Source organism: Rahnella sp. AN3-3W3 (assembly GCF_003263545.1).
GTDB lineage: Bacteria > Pseudomonadota > Gammaproteobacteria > Enterobacterales > Enterobacteriaceae > Rahnella > Rahnella variigena.
In genome coordinates this window covers 1-19,156 of record NZ_JYDG01000068.1, presented here as the reverse complement: position 1 = coordinate 19,156, position 19,156 = coordinate 1, and the positions used below count along the sequence as shown (strand labels likewise).

The 19,156-nt window shown below is 51.4% G+C and carries 17 protein-coding genes; 7 read left to right on the top strand and 10 right to left on the bottom strand.

Annotated features, from left to right (window positions below; all coding sequences use genetic code 11):
- The first annotated feature begins 787 nt into the window (after positions 1-787).
- On the top strand, positions 788-2,002 hold the full coding sequence (locus UC15_RS18245) for a pyridoxal phosphate-dependent aminotransferase (RefSeq protein WP_112289923.1): 1,215 nt from the start codon (positions 788-790) through the stop codon (positions 2,000-2,002).
- Between the two features lie 110 nt (positions 2,003-2,112).
- Positions 2,113-2,712 (top strand): 5'-deoxynucleotidase, encoded by a 600-nt coding sequence (gene yfbR, locus UC15_RS18240; protein WP_112289921.1) that lies wholly within the window; start codon positions 2,113-2,115, stop codon positions 2,710-2,712.
- On the opposite strand, the gene UC15_RS18235 is transcribed toward yfbR, so the two are convergent.
- The 4 genes from UC15_RS18235 to yfbV all read right to left on the bottom strand — a co-directional run bounded on the left by UC15_RS18235 (position 2,713) and on the right by yfbV (position 6,490).
- A complete protein-coding gene (locus UC15_RS18235; protein ID WP_112289919.1) occupies positions 2,713-4,545 on the bottom strand; it encodes an SLC13 family permease in 1,833 nt (610 codons plus the stop codon).
- Positions 4,546-4,663: 118 nt separating this feature from the next.
- The gene (locus UC15_RS18230) at positions 4,664-5,317 is read right to left on the bottom strand and encodes a sugar phosphatase (RefSeq protein WP_112289917.1); all 654 of its coding nucleotides are present in this window, start codon (positions 5,315-5,317) and stop codon (positions 4,664-4,666) included.
- A gap of 27 nt (positions 5,318-5,344) precedes the next feature.
- A complete protein-coding gene (locus UC15_RS18225; RefSeq protein WP_013574583.1) occupies positions 5,345-5,839 on the bottom strand; it encodes a YfbU family protein in 495 nt (164 codons plus the stop codon).
- A 195-nt stretch (positions 5,840-6,034) separates the two neighbouring features.
- Positions 6,035-6,490, bottom strand: a complete 456-nt coding sequence (yfbV, locus tag UC15_RS18220) for a terminus macrodomain insulation protein YfbV (RefSeq protein ID WP_112289915.1) — start codon at positions 6,488-6,490, stop codon at positions 6,035-6,037.
- Between the two features lie 519 nt (positions 6,491-7,009).
- Between yfbV and ackA the strand changes: the two genes are divergently transcribed.
- Positions 7,010-8,212, top strand: coding sequence for an acetate kinase (ackA, locus tag UC15_RS18210; RefSeq protein ID WP_112289913.1), 1,203 nt, complete (start codon positions 7,010-7,012; stop codon positions 8,210-8,212).
- A 180-nt stretch (positions 8,213-8,392) separates the two neighbouring features.
- Positions 8,393-10,537: a phosphate acetyltransferase gene (gene pta, locus UC15_RS18205; RefSeq protein WP_181955538.1), complete on the top strand. Its 2,145-nt coding sequence runs from the start codon at positions 8,393-8,395 to the stop codon at positions 10,535-10,537.
- Positions 10,538-10,622: 85 nt separating this feature from the next.
- Here the strand turns inward: pta and UC15_RS18200 are convergent, their stop codons facing one another.
- The 5 genes from UC15_RS18200 to UC15_RS18180 form a co-directional block, all read right to left on the bottom strand.
- Positions 10,623-11,576: a transketolase family protein gene (locus UC15_RS18200; protein ID WP_112289910.1), complete on the bottom strand. Its 954-nt coding sequence runs from the start codon at positions 11,574-11,576 to the stop codon at positions 10,623-10,625.
- Positions 11,569-12,402: a transketolase gene (locus UC15_RS18195; protein WP_112289908.1), complete on the bottom strand. Its 834-nt coding sequence runs from the start codon at positions 12,400-12,402 to the stop codon at positions 11,569-11,571. The genes UC15_RS18200 and UC15_RS18195 overlap by 8 nt, the downstream gene beginning before the upstream one ends.
- Before the next feature lie 120 nt (positions 12,403-12,522).
- Positions 12,523-13,899, bottom strand: a complete 1,377-nt coding sequence (locus UC15_RS18190) for a PTS ascorbate transporter subunit IIC (RefSeq protein WP_112289907.1) — start codon at positions 13,897-13,899, stop codon at positions 12,523-12,525.
- 49 nt (positions 13,900-13,948) lie between these two features.
- Positions 13,949-14,230, bottom strand: a complete 282-nt coding sequence (locus tag UC15_RS18185; protein ID WP_112289905.1) for a PTS sugar transporter subunit IIB — start codon at positions 14,228-14,230, stop codon at positions 13,949-13,951.
- A 126-nt stretch (positions 14,231-14,356) separates the two neighbouring features.
- Positions 14,357-14,800: a PTS sugar transporter subunit IIA gene (locus tag UC15_RS18180; RefSeq protein ID WP_112289904.1), complete on the bottom strand. Its 444-nt coding sequence runs from the start codon at positions 14,798-14,800 to the stop codon at positions 14,357-14,359.
- 352 nt (positions 14,801-15,152) lie between these two features.
- Here UC15_RS18180 and UC15_RS18175 point away from each other — a divergent pair, with 352 nt between their 5' ends.
- Positions 15,153-16,169: a LacI family DNA-binding transcriptional regulator gene (locus tag UC15_RS18175; RefSeq protein WP_112289901.1), complete on the top strand. Its 1,017-nt coding sequence runs from the start codon at positions 15,153-15,155 to the stop codon at positions 16,167-16,169.
- 39 nt (positions 16,170-16,208) lie between these two features.
- Here UC15_RS18175 and yfcD read toward each other — a convergent pair whose 3' ends face one another.
- Positions 16,209-16,823, bottom strand: a complete 615-nt coding sequence (yfcD, locus tag UC15_RS18170) for an NUDIX hydrolase YfcD (protein ID WP_112289900.1) — start codon at positions 16,821-16,823, stop codon at positions 16,209-16,211.
- Between the two features lie 312 nt (positions 16,824-17,135).
- On the opposite strand from yfcD, the gene yfcG reads away from it, so the two are divergent.
- On the top strand, positions 17,136-17,762 hold the full coding sequence (gene yfcG / locus UC15_RS18165; RefSeq protein WP_112289898.1) for a GSH-dependent disulfide bond oxidoreductase: 627 nt from the start codon (positions 17,136-17,138) through the stop codon (positions 17,760-17,762).
- A 152-nt stretch (positions 17,763-17,914) separates the two neighbouring features.
- Positions 17,915-18,811: a TIGR01777 family oxidoreductase gene (locus UC15_RS18160; protein WP_112289897.1), complete on the top strand. Its 897-nt coding sequence runs from the start codon at positions 17,915-17,917 to the stop codon at positions 18,809-18,811.
- Positions 18,812-19,156: the final 345 nt, after the last annotated feature.

Sequence of the window (19,156 nt, the reverse complement as noted above, 5' to 3'; positions counted from 1 at the left end):
TAAATGATTAGAGCATCTTAATTAATACAGTCTGTCCTGCTGAACCCTCCATAACCCGCCTGCGTGCGCTTTCTGTCTGCAATAGCCGAAAATCCACACGATCTCACGCATTGAAAACATAAGCCAAATTAATTAATAAAATCAGCCAGTGAAAATATAATTCAACAAATTCATTGAGTCACGCGAATAACAGAATTTCTCAGCCAGGTATAGTTAAAGTAAGATTAAGATTTTTCTAGTTTCTTCAAAATTTGTTTGCGCTGGAAAATTAAAATATAGGGCTCAAAAGCATTTTAATACTTTAATGAAATAGGTTTCAGATATCATTAAGAACATGATCATCTATCCAGCATTGATTATTATACATTAGCGAAATAACACTGACTCTTGTTAAGAATTTTTATCAATAAAACAGGACTGCCCAATTTTTTTTCAGAATTTATCGAGCTTTGGTAAGTTTTCATGATGTTCAGTTCAAAATTTGCTCTGGCGGGATTAACGAATTAAGCGGTGCAGCCAGCGAAAACAGTGAATTTATTGTTCGCAAAGTGTACATTTGCAAAATATAAAAACGAAAAACACACAGAAACAAGAATTAAAAACCACATGATGATTCAAACGCTTTGTTAAAAACCCGCCTCAGTTGACTTTACTGCTGTTTTTCACCAAAACGGTGCAAAGCCCTTCTCTTGCCCTCTGTCGGGGAGTAAATTGTGCCATTCGCACTGCTCTGCGGCCGCTCGTCGCCAGGGAAGAACAGGCTTTACTGCAAAAGGCTCTCATTTACATGTCCCCGATTGAAAAATCCCACAAACTGGACAACGTCTGTTATGACATTCGCGGCCCGGTGCTTAAAGAGGCAAAACGCCTTGAAGAAGAAGGTAACAAAGTCCTCAAACTGAACATCGGCAACCCGGCGCCATTCGGATTTGACGCACCGGACGAAATTCTGGTCGATGTCATCCGCAATCTGCCGACGGCGCAAGGCTACTGTGATTCCAAAGGTCTGTTTTCTGCCCGTAAAGCGATCATGCAGCACTATCAGGCGCGCGATATGCGCGACATCACGGTTGAAGATATCTATATCGGCAACGGTGTTTCTGAGCTCATCGTTCAGTCAATGCAGGCATTACTGAACACCGGCGACGAAATGCTGGTGCCTGCGCCGGACTATCCGTTGTGGACTGCAGCGGTTTCACTTTCCGGTGGTAACGCAGTGCATTATCTGTGTGACGAGGGCGCGGACTGGTTCCCGGATATCGCTGATATTCGAGACAAAATCACCCCGCGCACCCGCGGTATAGTGATCATCAACCCGAACAACCCGACGGGTGCGGTCTACAGCAAAGAATTGCTGATGCAGATTGTTGATATCGCCCGCGAGCACAACCTGATTATCTTCGCAGACGAAATTTACGACAAAATTCTGTATGACGAAGCCCAGCATATTTCAATCGCTTCCCTGGCACCGGATCTGCTGACCGTCACCTTTAACGGTCTTTCAAAAACCTACCGCGTGGCCGGATTCCGCCAGGGCTGGATGGTTCTGAACGGGCCGAAGAAACATGCGAAAGGTTATATCGAAGGTCTCGAAATGCTGGCCTCTATGCGTCTGTGTGCCAACGTGCCGATGCAACATGCTATACAAACCGCATTGGGCGGATACCAGAGCATCAGCGAGTTTATTCAGCCGGGCGGACGTCTGGTTGAACAGCGTGACCGCGCATGGGAGTTGATCAATGAAATCCCGGGAGTTTCCTGCGTGAAGCCGAAAGGCGCGCTGTATATGTTCCCGCGTATTGACGCCAAACGTTTCAACATCCATGACGACCAGAAAATGGTGCTCGACTTGCTGCTCCAGCAAAAAGTCTTGCTGGTTCAGGGTACCGCCTTTAACTGGCCGTATCCGGATCATGTCCGCATCGTCACGCTGCCGCGCGTGGACGAACTGGAAATGGCCGTTAACAAACTGGGCCGTTTCCTCGAGACCTACCGCCAGTAATGTTCAGGGCGCAGCATCAACGGCTGCGCCCTTTTCTCTTTCGCCTATTTACATCACTGCCCCGCACTGCTCACAATGGACGCTCATTCACCGTTGTTATTGAGAGTGCTATGAATCAGAGTCATTTTTTCGCCCATCTTTCCCGCCTCAAACTGATCAGCCGCTGGCCGCTGATGCGCAATGTCCGCACAGAGAATGTCTCTGAGCACAGCCTGCAGGTTGCCTTCGTGGCTCACGCTTTAGCTGTCATTAAGAACCGTAAATTTAACGGCAATCTGAGCGCTGAACGCGTTGCCCTGCTCGCGATGTATCATGACGCCAGTGAAGTGCTGACCGGCGATATGCCAACGCCTATCAAGTATTACAATCCGCAAATTGCGCATGAATACAAAAAGATTGAGAAAATTGCTCAGCAAAAGCTGATTGAAATGTTGCCGAAGGAATTGCAGGAAGATTTCCGCCCGCTGATTGACGAGCATTATTACACTGAAGATGAAAAGCTGACTGTCAAACAGGCTGACGCACTGTGTGCTTATCTGAAATGTCTTGAAGAGCTGTCTGCGGGAAACAATGAATTCACCCTGGCAAAGGCACGCCTGGAAAAAACGCTGGCAGACAGAAAAAGCCCGGAAATGGACTACTTTATGGAAGTCTTTATTCCGAGCTTCAGTCTGTCACTGGATGAGATCAGCCTCGATTCCCCGATGTGATCAGAACGGGAAAAGCACTGGCACCAGAAACACGCTGACGACCATCACCAGCAACGTAAAAGGCACGCCGATGCGGATAAAGTCGCCGAATTTATAGTTACCCGGCACCATCACCAGCGTGTTCACTGGTGACGACACCGGTGTCATAAAGGCAGCAGACGCGGCAATCGCGATGATCATGGTGAACGGGTAAGGCGACACGCCCATCTGATGCGCCGCCGCAATCGCGATCGGCGCCATCAGCACGGCAGTCGCCGTATTGGAAATAAACAGCCCGATCCCCGCGCAGAGAATGAACAAACTCAGAAGCATCATATAAGGGCCGTAACCGCCGCTGACTTCCATCAACCCCTTCACTATCAACGCCACACCGCCGGTTTTTTGCAGCGCCAGCGCAAAAGGCATCATCCCGATGATTAACAGCAGGCTAGGCCAGTGAATGGCTTTATAAGCACCTTCCATCGTAATGCAGCGGAATTTGCCCATCAGAATGCAGGCGATAATGGCGGCAATCGCATTGGGCACGTCGTCGGTGAGCATCAGCGCGACCATCAGCGCCAGGCAAAACAGCGCATGAGGTGCCTGGCTCAGCGCAGGTGCGACTTCGTCCACTTCAGCAGGAAGATTCAGCACGATGAAATCATGCATCTGTTGCTGAAGCTGGCGGATAAGTTTCCAGTCACCAATCACCAGCAACATATCGCCCAGCTGTAATTCCTCATCCACCAGCCTGCCTTCGAGCGCTTCCCCCTGACGGCGGATGCCAACAACGTTCAGGCCATAGGTCGAACGGAAAGCCACGTCGCGCAGTGTTTTGCCTAATAACTCGGAATCAGGGATTAACGACACTTCGGCCATACCGACATCTCTCGATTGTTCAGAGAAATATTCGCCGCGTAACACCATAGGCTCAAGCATTTCATCGGTACAAAACTGCCTGAATGATATACCGGAATCGGACATATCAAGCAGCAACACATCGCGGGCAAACAGTTCGGTATTCCCTGTCGCGCTGACCATCACACGGCGAAACTTCCGCCAGCGTTCAATGCCCACCACGTTGGCGCCATAACGCGAACGCAGGTGTAAATCATCCAGCGTGCGTCCGACCAGCGGAGAACCGGGGCGGACTGTTACCCTTCGCGCCCGGCCGGTCAGACGATAGTCGCGGATCAAATCGCGAAAAGTCCGGCGTTTCCAGCGCTGTTTATCCTGCAAAGCGTTATCGGATGAGAGCCAGCGACGTGCGATCAGCATATAGCCAACGCCCATGATCAGCACCACCAGTCCGACCGGTGTGACCCCGAAGAAACCAAAACCATCGAATCCTTCACGCAGCAATTCACTGTTAACCACCATATTCGGCGGTGTCGCAACCAGCGTCATCATGCCGCTGATAAGCCCGGCGAAACTCAGTGGCATCATCAGCCGTGCGGGAGAGGTTTTCATGCGGGCAGAAACGCTGATCACCACAGGAATAAAGATCGCGACCACACCGGTGGAACTCATAAAAGCACCGAGACCGGCCACCGTGAGCATCAGCAAAACCAGCATCCGTGTTTCACTGTTACCGGCGACTTTCATCAGCCAGTCGCCAACCTGATAGGCCACGCCGGTTCTCACCAGACCATGCCCGACGACAAACAGGGCAGCAATCAGAATCACGTTGGGATCACTGAATCCCGCCAGCGCTTCATTGATGGTCAGCGTGCCGCTTAGCACGAAGGCAATGATCACCAGCAACGCCACAATATCCATTCGCAGCGTATTGCGTGCGAAGAGCACCATAGCAATAACAAGTAACGTGACTACCCAAAATAATTCACCGGTCAAAACACACTCCGTTTGCGTTGAGATTGAGAGGCAGGACGGGTATCAGAATGGCATAAAAAAACCCCGCATAAGCGAGGTTTATATCAATTTAAAGAAGGAAACTGTGTTTTTTCTGTACTTAACGCAGGCTGACTTTTACGCTTTCGTCGGAACTGCTGACCAGCAGAATTTCCAGCGTCGACAGGTCAAAATCAACGTTTTCAATACCCGGAGTGTCATCAGGCGCATTAACCGCAATGACTTTGCAGCCCGCAGCCAGACCGGCCATCACGCCCGCAGCGGCATCTTCGACAACAACACAATCTTCCGGTGCCAGACCTAAACGTTCTGCGCCAAGCAGATAGGCATCCGGTTGAGGTTTGCCGTGTTTCACCTGCTCCGCAGTAATAAACACTTCGGGCTCTGGCAAGTTCGCCGCTTTATGACGGGCGCTGGCGACAGGCATTGAACCGGAGGTCACAATCGCCCAAGGAATGTTCTGGCGGTTGAGCTCGCTTAACAGTAAATGCGCGCCAGGAAGCGCAGTGACGCCTTCAGTGTCGGTCGCCTCGATTTGTTCCAGTTTTATAAACTCTTTCTGAATCGTTTCTTCACTCTCGCCTTCCATAAAATGACGTAAGGAAGTAATCGCCTGTTTGCCGTGAATGAACGCCAGAACATCCTGAGGATTGACTCCCCAACTGAGCGCCCAGTTAATCCATGAACGCTCAACTGCCGGTAATGAATCCACTAACGTCCCATCAAGGTCGAACAAGAAACCTTTGCACTCCACAGGCAATTCCCCTTTGGTTATTTCGCATTAAGCATTAATGATTTGCGCTATCTCTACCGCACTCAGATGGTACTGACGCGGGCATGATTGCCATACCGCCAGCATACGCTGGTATTTATCCCACATTTTGGTCTGCGAGTTAAAGCCATGCGTGCCTGCATCGAAGTCAGTGTAACGCCCTTCGGTATTCACCATAAAACGAACATAGCTTAAATAACGGGATTCAGTGGCGGCATCGAAACCAAGGAAATCAATACGGCGACGATCCAAATCCTGTGTATCTTTAAGATTGGTCCATGACACCTGCATGGCATGGTGCATTTCCATAATATTAATCACTGTGCGACAGGTTTCTTCCGGCAGCTCACCGAAATCTCTGTCCAGCTCGCGCATTTGCAAACCAAAACCGCGTTCAATTACCGTCTGTAACCGGCGATACCGTTCCGCATTATCGGGATCCAGCATGGTCATCATTTTGTATTGATTCGATAAAATCAGGCGTTGAGCGTTAGTCATTTCCATCGTGAAAATCCTCATGTCTGCATAATGAGCAAAGCATGGCATAGCGCAAAGTTCTGCGAAATCGCAAGCACACCATTCTTTGATTTGAGTCGGGATCTCATCTGAAATAATCACCGGAGGGGACTTTCCTCCGGTGTCATGCAACTCATGAAAGACTATAGATGATGGCTGACAGGGTCAGCGGAGAAATCAGGCTTACAGATCGTCTAAAAATGTTTTATCAAGTTGCTTGAACGCGCGTTTAAGCACGTCAGCTAAAGACTGATAGGTCGGGGTGCCTTCAATCGGTGCCAGCGCTTGCCCGGCTTCTGCAAGCTTATTACGCACATCATGGAACCAGCCGAGTAAACCAGGAGGCAGAGGCGTCACCGAACGGCGACCGAGCCACCACAAGCCCTGCATTGGCAAACTGCAGGCAAAAATCGCTGTAGCTACCGCCAGCCCGAGCTGACCACCGAGGGCAATTTGCCACGTCAGGGTAAATACCGCCACCGGCGGCATAATACGCACGGCAAAACGGGTGGCCGTGGAGATGCGGTTCTCCGGAAACATAGGAGCCAGGCGCTTATCTGACGGCCATGTTTTCATATAGTGCTGTCCGCGCTGGAAGATCTGAAACCAGCTTACGGAGCCTGTTGGCTTACTCGTCATATTTGCACCTCAACTTCACGTATAAAATTTAAAAAATAGTTGTAAAACACAAACTGGAGTTTACCACGATAAAATATATTTTGTTTTTACTGACACTGTCGGTATTCTATCGCAGCCTCGCAACCCTCTCAGGCAACGACATCATAATAAAGTTGGGATACAAACGGTAATTTGCAATGTTTGCTCCCTATATTAAGCATAGTGCCTTGCTCTGGGTGGTTTTGTAATTAGTTATTGTATTTTTTGTTAGTGTTTTTACTGATTAGTAACATCCTGAAGGCGCATAACAGAGATACTTTGTGCCCGTGCACAGGTTATTCCCCTGTTATAAGAGGGCTTAAACAAACAGAGCCCGGCGATTCTCCAGCTTTTTCATCATCATGCCGGTTTTGGCTCTCCGGCATGATGTTAATCATAATTGTCACCGCCATTATGCGCTACGCTTGATGTCAGATTGACGATTTATTAACCACGTGTATTGTTTTTCTTAAACAGCACCAACAATAAATAGGTACTTCCATGTCGAGTAAGCTTGTACTGGTTCTTAACTGTGGTAGTTCTTCCCTTAAGTTTGCCATCATTGATGCTGCAAATGGCGAAGAACACATTTCAGGTTTAGCCGAATGTTTCCATCTGCCAGAAGCACGCATTAAATGGAAAATGGACGGTGGCAAAGAAGAAGCCGCTTTAGGTGCGGGTGCCGCACACAGTGAAGCGCTGAAGTTTATCGTTAACAACATTCTGAGCAAAAAACCTGAGCTGTCCGCAGAGCTGGTTGCAATCGGCCACCGCATCGTTCATGGCGGCGAAAAGCTGACCAAGTCCATGCTGATCAACGACGCTGTCATCGAAGGTATCAAAGAATCTATCCCGTTTGCACCGCTGCACAACCCGGCTCACCTGATCGGTATCGATGAAGCGCTGAAATCTTTCCCTAAACTGGCTGATAAAAACGTTGCCGTTTTCGACACCGCTTTCCATCAGACCATGCCGGAAGAGTCTTATCTCTACGCCCTGCCGTACAGCCTGTATAAAGATCACCATGTCCGTCGTTACGGCGCACACGGCACCAGTCACTTCTATGTGACTCAGGAAGCCGCAAAAATGCTGAACAAGCCAGTGGAAGAAGTGAATCTGATCACTTGCCACCTGGGTAACGGCGGTTCTGTCAGCGCCATCCGTAACGGTAAATGTGTAGACACCTCCATGGGTCTGACCCCGCTGGAAGGTCTGGTGATGGGTACGCGTAGCGGTGACATCGACCCGGCTATCATCTTCCATCTGCATGATTCTCTGGGCATGAGTGTTGATCAAATCAACAAAATGCTGACCAAAGAATCTGGCCTGCTGGGTCTGACCGAAGTCACCAGCGACTGCCGTTATGTGGAAGACAACTACACCACCAAAGCGGATGCAAAACGTGCAATGGACGTGTTCTGCCATCGTCTGGCGAAATACATCGGTGCGTATACTTCACTGATGGAAGGCCGTCTCGACGCCGTGGTATTCACTGGCGGCATCGGTGAAAACGCCGCAATGGTTCGCGAACTGTCTCTGGCTAAACTGGGCCTGCTGGGCTTTGAAGTTGACCACGAACGCAACCTGGCTGCCCGTTTCGGCAAATCCGGCGCGATCAATAAAGAAGGCACCCGCACCGCTCTGGTCATCCCGACCAACGAAGAGCTGGTGATTGCACAAGACGCCGCGCGTCTGACTGCATAATCGATTCAAGACTGCCCGCGTCATGCGGGCAATTTTTCACTCAAAGGCAAACGCCGCCCGTTTGGACGCACCGCGCAGGATAATCATCGCGCTTATGCTGATCATTATCCCCTTTGCACAAACCTGCGAATGTCCCTGCCTGGCAACCGTTAAAGAGGTTTAGCCGTGTCCCGTACAATTATGTTGATCCCTACAGGCACCAGCGTTGGTCTGACCAGCGTCAGCCTGGGCGTGATCCGTGCCATGGAACAAAAAGGCGTCAGCCTGAGCATCTTCAAGCCAATCGCCCAACCGCGTGCTGGCGGCGATGCTCCTGACCAGACCACCACCATCATTCGTGCTAACTCTACCGTGACTGCAGCTGAACCGCTGAAAATGAGCCACGTTGAAACGCTGCTGAGCTCCAACCAGCAGGACGTGCTGATGGAAGAGATCATCGCGCGTTACCATGAAAATACCAAAGACGCAGAAGTGGTGCTGGTGGAAGGTTTAGTGCCAACCCGTAAACACCAGTTCGCCAACGCGCTGAACTATGAAATCGCTAAAACCCTGAACGCAGAAATCGTCTTCGTTCTGGCGCTGGGCAATGATTCTCCTGCGCAACTCAAAGAACGTATCGAACTGGCCCGTTCCAGCTTCGGCGGCAGTAAAAATAAAAACATCACCGGCGTTATCATTAACAAACTGAATGCACCGGTTGATGATCAGGGTCGTACCCGTCCTGATCTGTCTGAAATCTTTGATGATTCAACCAAAGCCAGCGTGGCAAATATCGACCCGACTCAGCTGTTCGCCAACAGCCCGCTGCCGGTTCTGGGTTGCATTCCATGGAGCTTCGAGCTGATTGCCACCCGCGCAATCGACATGGCCAAGCACCTGAACGCCCGCATCATCAACGAAGGCGACGTCAAAACCCGCCGCGTGAAATCCGTGACTTTCTGCGCACGCAGCATTCCTCATATGCTGGAGCATTTCCGTCCGGGTTCCCTGCTGGTCACTTCTGCTGACCGTCCGGACGTGCTGGTTTCAGCCTGTCTAGCCGCCATGAATGGCGTGGAAATCGGTGCGATCCTGCTGACCGGCGGCTACGAAATTGATGAGCGCATCAACAGCCTGTGCGAACGCGCCTTCCAGACCGGCCTGCCAGTCTTCATGGTAGATACCAACACCTGGCAGACGTCCCTGAGCCTGCAAAGCTTCAACCTGGAAGTTCCTGCAGATGACCATCAGCGCGTAGAGAAACTGCAGCAGTACGTGGCGTCTCACATCAATGCTGACTGGATCAATTCCCTGAGCGCCCACTCCGAGCGTTCACGTCGTCTTTCTCCGCCAGCCTTCCGTTATCAGCTGACCGAACTGGCCCGTAAAGCCGGTAAACGCATCGTTCTGCCAGAAGGCGACGAGCCACGCACCGTGAAAGCGGCAGCGCTGTGTGCTGAACGTGGTATCGCGGAATGCGTTCTGTTGGGTAATCCTGACGAGATCAAACGCGTTGCAGCGGCTCAGGGTGTGACGCTGGGTAAAGGCATCGAAATCGTTGATCCGGTTGTTGTGCGCGAAGAATACGTGGCACGTCTGGTTGAATTGCGTAAAAGCAAAGGCATGACCGAAGTGGTTGCGCGCGAACAACTGGAAGACAACGTGGTTCTGGGCACGCTGATGCTGGAACAAGGTAACGTTGATGGTCTGGTTTCCGGTGCGGTTCACACCACCGCAAACACCATCCGCCCACCGTTGCAGTTGATCAAAACCGCGCCGGGCAGCTCACTGGTTTCTTCTGTGTTCTTCATGCTGCTGCCCGACCAGGTTCTGGTATACGGCGACTGTGCGATCAACCCGGATCCAACTGCTGAGCAACTGTCTGAAATCGCTATCCAGTCTGCGGATTCCGCAGCGGCATTTGGTATCGAACCACGCGTTGCGATGATCTCCTACTCAACCGGTAACTCCGGCGCAGGTAGCGATGTCGAGAAAGTGCGTGAAGCGACCCGTCTGGCCCAGGAAAAACGTCCTGATCTTATCATCGATGGTCCGCTGCAATACGACGCCGCAATCATGGCTGACGTTGCAAAATCCAAAGCGCCAAACTCGCCGGTTGCGGGTAAAGCGACCGTGTTCATCTTCCCTGACCTGAACACCGGTAACACCACGTATAAAGCGGTACAGCGCTCTGCCGATTTGGTCTCTATCGGGCCGATGCTACAGGGTATGCGTAAACCGGTTAACGACCTGTCCCGTGGCGCACTAGTAGACGATATCGTCTACACCGTGGCACTGACCGCGATTCAGTCTGCTCAGGCAGAAGCTGCGGTTCCGGCTAAATAAGCCAGAACCTCTGAGCGCAAAGCTTCTGAACGCAAAACGCCGGGCTTAATGTCCGGCGTTTTTTTTGTCGTTTTTTCGGTAAATCTCAGAGCAACGTTTTCGCGGCTTCAAGAATATGTTCAGCCGTCAGGCCATATTCCTGCTGCAAGAACTCCTGCGTTCCTACCTGACCGTAACGCTCTTTCACGCCCACACGGCGCATTGGCACTGGCTGGTTTTCCACCAGCACTTCCGCTACCGCCGATCCCAGCCCGTTGTGAATACTGTGGTTTTCACAGGTCACAATTTTGCCCGTTTTTGCGGCGTATTTGATGATAATGTCTCTATCAATCGGTTTGAGGGTGAACATGTCGATGACTGCCGCACTGACGCCTTCGCGTTCCAGCATTTCTGCCGCTTTCAGCGCTTCGGCGACCATAATCCCGTTGGCGATCAGCGTAACGTCAGTACCGTCCCGCAGCAGATTAGCTTTGCCGATGGTAAACGTCGCCCCTTCCTGATAAACCTGCGTGGCCTGTTTGCGGATAGTGCGTACCCAGTAGAAACCTTTCAGATCCATCAGCTGCAACAGGATATTGCGAAACATCACCGCATCCGTCACTTCCATGACTACGGAATTCGCCAGCCCGCGCACGATGCCCATATCCTCAAACGACATATGCGTGCCACCGTTATGACAGGCGCTGACGCCCGCATCTGACGCGATAATTTTGACGTTATTCTTCTGATAATCCAGCGACATAAACAGCTGATCGAAACAGCGGCGGCTGGCGAATGCGGTAAAAGTATGCACAAACGGCACGCGACCGGTCAGCGACAAACCTGCTGCAACGCCGATCACGTTGGCTTCCATAATGCCGCAGTTAATCACATGATCAGGATGATCTTTATGCACGCTGTCCATCGCCATCGAGCTCATCAGGTCGGCTTCAAGCGCAATAATCGGCGTATTTTCCACAATCTTTTCACGCACGGTATTGGCGTAAACTTTGCGCATTTCCACCGCGTCTTTTTGTAATTCCAGAGAGACTTCAAACATGGGTGGCCTCCAGCTCAGCGATAGCGTTTTCGATTTCCAGTTTCACATCCGGGGTTAACCGCAGATGGTGCGAGTTCGCAAGTTGTTCGAGATACTTCACGCCCTGCCCTTTAATACTGTCGAGTATCACCACCAGCGGACGCTGTTCGGCGTGACGAACCGGCGTCACCGCCTCGCTTATCGCTGCAATGTCATCGCCTTTAATAGTCTGAACATCGAAACCAAACGCACTGAATTTTCCGGCCAGATCAAACGGTTTGATGACTTCATCCAGCGTGCCGTCGAGTTGCTGTTTGTTGTAATCGATGAACAGCGTCAGATTGTGCAAATTGTGGTGCGCAATAAACTGGAAGGCTTCCCAGCACTGGCCTTCGTTGAGTTCGCCGTCGCCAAGAATGCAGAATACACGGTTGCTGCGACCGGCCAGTTTATGCGAAAGCGCCATGCCTGCAGCGATGGAAACGCCCTGCCCCAGCGAACCGGTGGTAGCATCGACGCCGGTGGTGCGCAGCCTGTCCGGATGGCTCGGTAACCGGGTGCCATTCTGGTTCAGCGTTTGCAATTCGCTGACCGGGAAATAGCCTTTCAGCGCCAGCGTCGCATACAGCGCCGGTCCCGCATGGCCTTTGGATAACACGAAATAATCGCGATCCTGCCAGTCTGGTTTTTTTGGGTCGATGCGCATGACATCGCCATACAGAACCGCCAGCGTTTCCACCACTGACATGCTGCCGCCATAGTGCCCGAATCCCAGACCGGTCAGCATTTTCAGCGTCTCGATGCGGATATGTCGGGCAAGATCACGAACCTCCTGGACATCTTTCATCTTCATTGATCCTTATTTTAGTGAGCACTTATCCTGGCCTGTTATTTCTAACAGGCAGGACAGTGTTTCCCGGATGGTCTTACAAAACGTATTCGTTAAAAAACGGTGTGATGCAGGGATTTACTTCTCTGTGACTTCTTTCTCAGCTACCGGTTTTTTACCGAGATAGTTCCAGGCAACCAGTACCGCGAAGATACCGACGATCAGCGCCATGATGCCTTCCTTCGACATGAAGCGCGCCAGATTGCCCAGCAGGATGCCGATAACGCCGAAGTCCGCGTCAGAGAACGTTGCGTTGGCAAAGCCCAGCGCACCCAGTACCGGCAACAACAGAACTGGCAGGAAGGTAATCAGCACGCCGTTAGCAAACGCCCCGACCATCGCGCCACGACGTCCGCCGGTCGCATTACCGAACACACCCGCGGTTGCACCGGTGAAGAAGTGCGGCACCACGCCCGGCAGGATCAGCACCAGATGCATTTGCCCTAACAGGAACAGGCCGACCAGACCGCCGAGGAAACTGAACAGGAAGCCAATCAGTACAGCATTCGGTGCGTACGGATAAACCACCGGACAGTCCAGCGCCGGACGGGCATTCGGCACCAGTTTTTCAGAGAAGCCGACAAATGCCGGGACAATTTCTGCGAGGATCAGACGCACACCCTGCAAAATGATGAACACACCCGCCGCAAAGGTAATTGCCATGATGATCGCGTACACCAGATAGTTCTGGCCCGCGCTGTAGGTCGCTTCAACAAAGACCTGACCGGCGAACACCGCCATGATCAGATAGATAATGATCATGGTGAGGGAGATTGAAATGGAACTGTCGCGCAGGAAGCTCAGGTTTTTCGGCAGATTCATTTCTTCCGTAGAACGTGAACCTTTGCCAACTTTACTGCCGATCCAGCCTGATAAGACGTAACCGATGGTGCCGAAATGGCCGAACGCCACGTCATCGCTGCCGGTGATTTTGCGCATATAACGCTGCGCCAGCGCCGGGAAGAACGCCATGATAAGGCCGAGCGTCAGGGAACCGGTGAAGACCAGAGCAACCCCTTCAAAACCGGCAACGGTCAGAATGACGCTGATCATACAGGCCATATAGAACGTGTGATGTCCGGTCAGGAAGACATATTTCAGTCGGGTGAAACGCGCCACAATCAGGTTTGCCACCATACCGAACGCCATGATTAAAGCGGTCGGTGCACCGAATTTCTCCAGCGCGATGGAAACAATGGCTTCGTTATTTGGAATAATACCCTGGATATTAAAGGCGTGTTCAAACATACCACCTAATGGATTAAGAGAGCCGACTAATACCGTGGCACCACCGCCCAATACTAAAAAGCCCAGTATTGTTTTTACCGTCCCTTTGACCACATCAGAAAAGTTTTTCTTTTGCGCGACCAAGCCGATTAATGCGATGAGCCCCACCAGTACGGAAGGCACTTTTAATATATCAACCACAAACTTGAGCGTTTCCTGGATAAACATATCCACCTCGTTTGTCTATTTGTTTTATTTGTAGGGTTATTCAGTGACGTCAGGACACTGGGTGTTTTTCAAAATGCGCAATCAGTTTGGTTTCAAGTTCATTGATATCAATAATGTTAGCGATCACCACTAACTGATTTTCCGGGATGCTGGCGCTGGCAGCGATGTCTTTCGCCATCACGAACAGGTCGGCTTCACCGGGAATGGCAGAAGACAAATCAGAGTGCTGAACATCCGCCTGAATATTCAGTTTCTTCAGCACTTTTTTAATGTTCATTTCAACCATAAAGCTGCTGCCTAAACCGGAACCGCAAATCGCCATAATTTTCATTTTATTCACCTGTTCTTTATCTGTTTTTGAATGCGTAACATAGCCTATCAGTTGCCCGTATTCAGGCCTCTGACTGTTTATATTTCCTGATTGGAATGATCTTCCCTGTGACGGTATTAACTCAAATTAATAGCGGGAAATCACATCCTGTATTTCACTGATGCTTTTAGCCTGATGGATTTTCTGCATATCTTCATCACTGGAAAATAATTCAGCCAGCTCAGAAATTAGCTCAATATGACTGTGCTTATCAGGTGCGGATAACATGACGACCGTATACACCGGATCGTTATCCTCTGAATTAAATTTCACCCCCTGCGGTAACGTCAGCAGCGATAACCCCAGTCCATAAGCTCCCTCTTCCGGTCTGGCATGTGGCATGGCGATGCCCGGTGCCAGAACAAAATACGGCCCCAGCTTTTCCCGCTGCGCAAAAATTGCGGTCAGGTAATCCGGGGTAATTGTCCCTTCTTTCAGCAGTGGCTCAGCGCTCACTTCCACTGCCTGCCGCCAGTCCGTGATATCCGTTCTGATCTGAATTCGTTCAGATGTCAGCCAATCATTCAGCATAGTGATGCTCCGTTATATTTTTGAAGATGGCCGGTCAAATTTCCCCCAGACCGCACCAACGATCCAGACTCTACTTCAGCGGTAGCGTTAACATCTGTGATACAACTCACAAAGATAGCGCTACCAAACTTCTATCATTGAGATCTGTGATAGCGCTATCAAAAATAATCTCGCTGCGGTATCACCGGCCAGCGGCTGGCACAAATAACGGTATACTTTGTCAGGAAATTGCCGATAATTTACCGAATTCTGCCGTAGTTCCCGTTATGCCGGTCCTGCTGCGGCCCGCTTTTTCGTTATGCCAGCAGGTATACATTGTGCGCAAGATGCGCAGTTAAGGTCAGGATCGTGAATGTCCATTAACAAGAAAAGACGCAGTACCGGAAGAGTCACACTGGCGGATGTCGCGCAGCTGGCCGGCGTAGGCAGCATGACCGTTTCCCGCGCGCTGCGAACGCCGGAGCAGGTTTCCGACAAGCTGCGGGAAAAAATCGAAGAAGCCGTCAGTCAGCTGGGTTATCTGCCTAATCAGGCCGCGAGTTCACTGGCTTCTGCCTCGTCCAATACCATTGCGATGATTGTGCCCAGCCTGTCTGAATCTGGCTGCGCGGAGATGTTTGCCGGATTGCAGAAAGTGCTGCAACCGGCGGGATACCAGATCATGCTGGCCGAGTCCCAGCACCGGATGGAGCGTGAAGAAAAACTGCTGGAAACGCTGCTGTCCTACAATCTGGCGGCGGCTATTTTGCTTTCCGTCGAGCACTCCGCGAATGTCAGGCAATGGCTTGATAACCTTACCATTCCGGTTCTGGAAATCGGTGCGCTAACCGATTCTCCTATCGACATGAATATTGGTATTGATTACGTCGAGGCGATGTTTCAGCTGACGCAGACCGTGGTGGCAAAGGGTTACCAGAACATCGGCATGCTGTGCGCTAATCAGGAACAGTGGATTTTCCAGCAGCATTTGCAGGGCTGGCGAAAAGCGATGCTGAAAGCGCACATGTCGCCGCACCGGGTGATTAATGCCGCGGAACCAGCCTGTTTTTCTACCGGAGCCCAGCAACTGCCTGAGTTTCTGCTGGCCTGGCCTGAACTCGACGCGCTGGTATGTGTGTCAGACGGTCTCGCCTGCGGTGCGCTGTATGAATGTCAGCGCAGAAGAATCAAAGTGCCGGACGATCTGGCTGTGGTCGGTTTTGGTAATTCGGACGTCAGCAAAGTCTGTCAGCCACCGCTGACCACCATTGCTATTCCGCATAAGGAAATCGGGGTGCGTGCGGCACAGGCGCTACTGGCGAGGATTAATGATGAGGAATGGGAAGAGGTGACGATCGCATCGTCATTGTGCAAGCGGGACAGTTGCTAAAAAACCGCGGGCGATAGTATATCGCCCGCGAGATGCTGATCAGATATCGTCTTCGGTCGACGAATCTTCATTAGCTTTCACACTTTCCACCGCCGGTGTTGCTTCTTCACGCGTCAGAGGCTTACCGTGTTCTTTCTCGTTATTGCGCGTCATCCACAATGAGAGTGCTTTCAGAGAATCAGGCGTAAATTCATCACAGCGGGCAGTGATTTCTTCCGGAGTCATCCAGCGCACTGCGTCGATTTCTTCTTCCTGCAACGCGAACGGGCCATGGGATACGCAACTGAACAGTGCGCCCCAGACGCGGCATTTATTCTCTTCCTCGAAATAGAACTGACCGTGCTCGGCAAAAGGCACACCGGCAATGCCTAACTCTTCTTCGGCTTCACGACGCGCTGAATCCAGAATATTTTCACCGCTTTGCACCACGCCACCTGCCGTTGCATCCAGCCAGCCCGGGTAGAAATCTTTGGTTTCAGTCCGGCGCTGAATCAAAATATTTCCCATGCCGTCATGAACCACGATATAGCTGGCACGGTGACGCAGGACCTGAGCGCGCATTTGTTGTCGGCTGGCCTGGGCAATGACTTCGTTATCTTCGTTGACGATATCAACCCACTCATCCGTACTGATGTTTTGCTCTTGTTCTGACATCCGCTGGAACCTTCTCTTTTAAGCGCTGGTCTGTGCGCAATAAGTCTGTGCGCTGTGATTTTGCAACACGTCGATAATGTCCGGAGATTCTATTGGGTCTGCTAGGTTGCTTCAATAGCTATGGGTGCGCAGATACACCGTAAAAGTTATGTCAGCCCACAAAGTTCGCCATCAGACAACTCTGACATAGACAGCCGTTCATATGCATTATGATAACCTATTACTCAGGATATATAGTTTGTGATTATCAATCCCCCATTGGCGCATCCCGCCCCGCAAGTCGCGGAGTCTGATTAAAACGCAGGAGGCAATATGATCGATCTCTATTACGCACCCACACCCAATGGCCATAAAATTTCTCTTTTACTTGAAGAGTGTGGCCTGCCATACCGGCTTTATCGAATTGATATGAGCGCCGGCGAGCAATTCAGGCCTGAATTCCTGGCCATTTCTCCCAACAATAAAATCCCGGCCATTGTTGATAATGAACCCGTGGATGGCGGCGCACCACTCAGTGTCTTTGAGTCTGGCGCAATTTTGCAGTATCTGGCAGAAAAAACCGGCAAATTCCTCAGCCAGGAACTGCGCGAAAGAACCATCACGCTGCAATGGCTGACCTGGCAGGTTGCCGGATTTGGCCCGATGCTGGGTCAGAATCACCATTTTACCCACTACGCTCCGCAACCTGTGCCTTATGCCATCGAACGTTTCCTGCAGGAAACCCGGCGGTTATATGGGGTACTAAACCGTCAGCTGGAGAAAAATGCCTATATCGCGGGCGAGAATTACAGCATTGCTGATATTGCCACTTACCCGTGGGTGGTGGCGCATGAACGTCAGCGAATTGATCTGGCGGAGTTTCCTGCCGTGCGCAACTGGTTTGAGCGGGTGAAAAGCCGCCCGGCGACGCAAAAAGCCTATGCGTTAGCGCAGGCATAATCCGCCCCGATGCCTCCGTACTTTGCCGGAGGTGTTTTCCCTTCTGCAAAATAAAAACACTTAATTGTGCTCCATATCGCGAGTTAATGGCGGTGACTCATCTATGATTATAGCCAGTTCATCCGCGAATTCAGACAGTTAAGGATCACGATATGAAAGTCCTGATAACCGGCGCAACCGGGCTCATCGGTCGAAAACTCACCGGGCGACTTCTTGAACAATCTCATCAGATTACCGCACTGAGCCGCGCCCCTGAACGGGCGGCGAAGCTGTTAGGCTCGCAGGTTCAGGTATGGGAAACGCTGGAAGGCAAAACCACCCTCGACGGTTTCGACGCCGTCATCAACCTTGCCGGTGAGCCGATCGCGGACAAACGCTGGACGAAAGAACACAAAGCCCGGTTATGTGAAAGCCGCTGGCAGCTCACTGAAAAACTGGCGACGCTGATTAATGCCAGTCAGACGCCGCCTTCAGTCTTCATTTCCGGTTCAGCGGTCGGGTATTACGGCGATCAGGGGCAGGCGCTGGTGCCGGAAGATGAGCCGCCGAACAAGCAATTTACCTGGCAACTGTGCGCCCGCTGGGAAGCCCTGGCGATGTCCGCTCAAAGCCCGTCCACGCGAGTTTGTCTGCTGCGAACCGGGATCGTACTGGCCGAAAAAGGCGGTGCGCTGGCAAAAATAGTGCTGCCCTTCCGCGCCGGTCTCGGTGGTCCGATCGGCGATGGTCAGCAATATATGCCGTGGATCCACATCAATGACATGATTGACGGGATCCTTTTCCTCCTCGCCCACGAAACGCTCTCAGGGCCGTTCAATATGGTATCGCCTTACCCGGCACGTAATGAACAATTCAGCGCCCTGCTCGGGCAAGTCCTCCACCGTCCGGCGTTTATGCGCGCACCGGCGCCTGTGGTTCGTTTGCTGATGGGGGAATCAGCGGTGCTGGTGCTGGGAGGTCAGCGAGCCGTGCCACGCAGACTGGAAGTCGCAGGGTTTGAGTTTAAGCATCAGGAATTGAAGGAAGCACTGGAGGATTTGCTGGCGTGAAGGGTTTGGCAGCCTTCAACCTGCCGTACCAGACCGGGGATGTTTCGGTTTCTCAATAACTGAGATTACTTAACTTTCTGCATCGAAACCGCCCAAAGGAGGAAAGTGCTTTTCCTCCTTTGGATTCCTCCTCGCTTTTTCAACAAGCGCTTCGCTCGCTGGCTATGTTTCAGCTATCACTGCGACAGGCTGGAAATCTTGCCGCTGCGCGGTGCATTCTCTCGGTCCTGAAGCCTTGGTCTTCAGGCCGCTCCGTTCAGCAAGATTTCTGAATCGCCCGCACGTTCTTAAATTCAAAAACAGAGAGGTTTTATCTTTTAGAAATGTTGATTGGCGTGCTCAAAA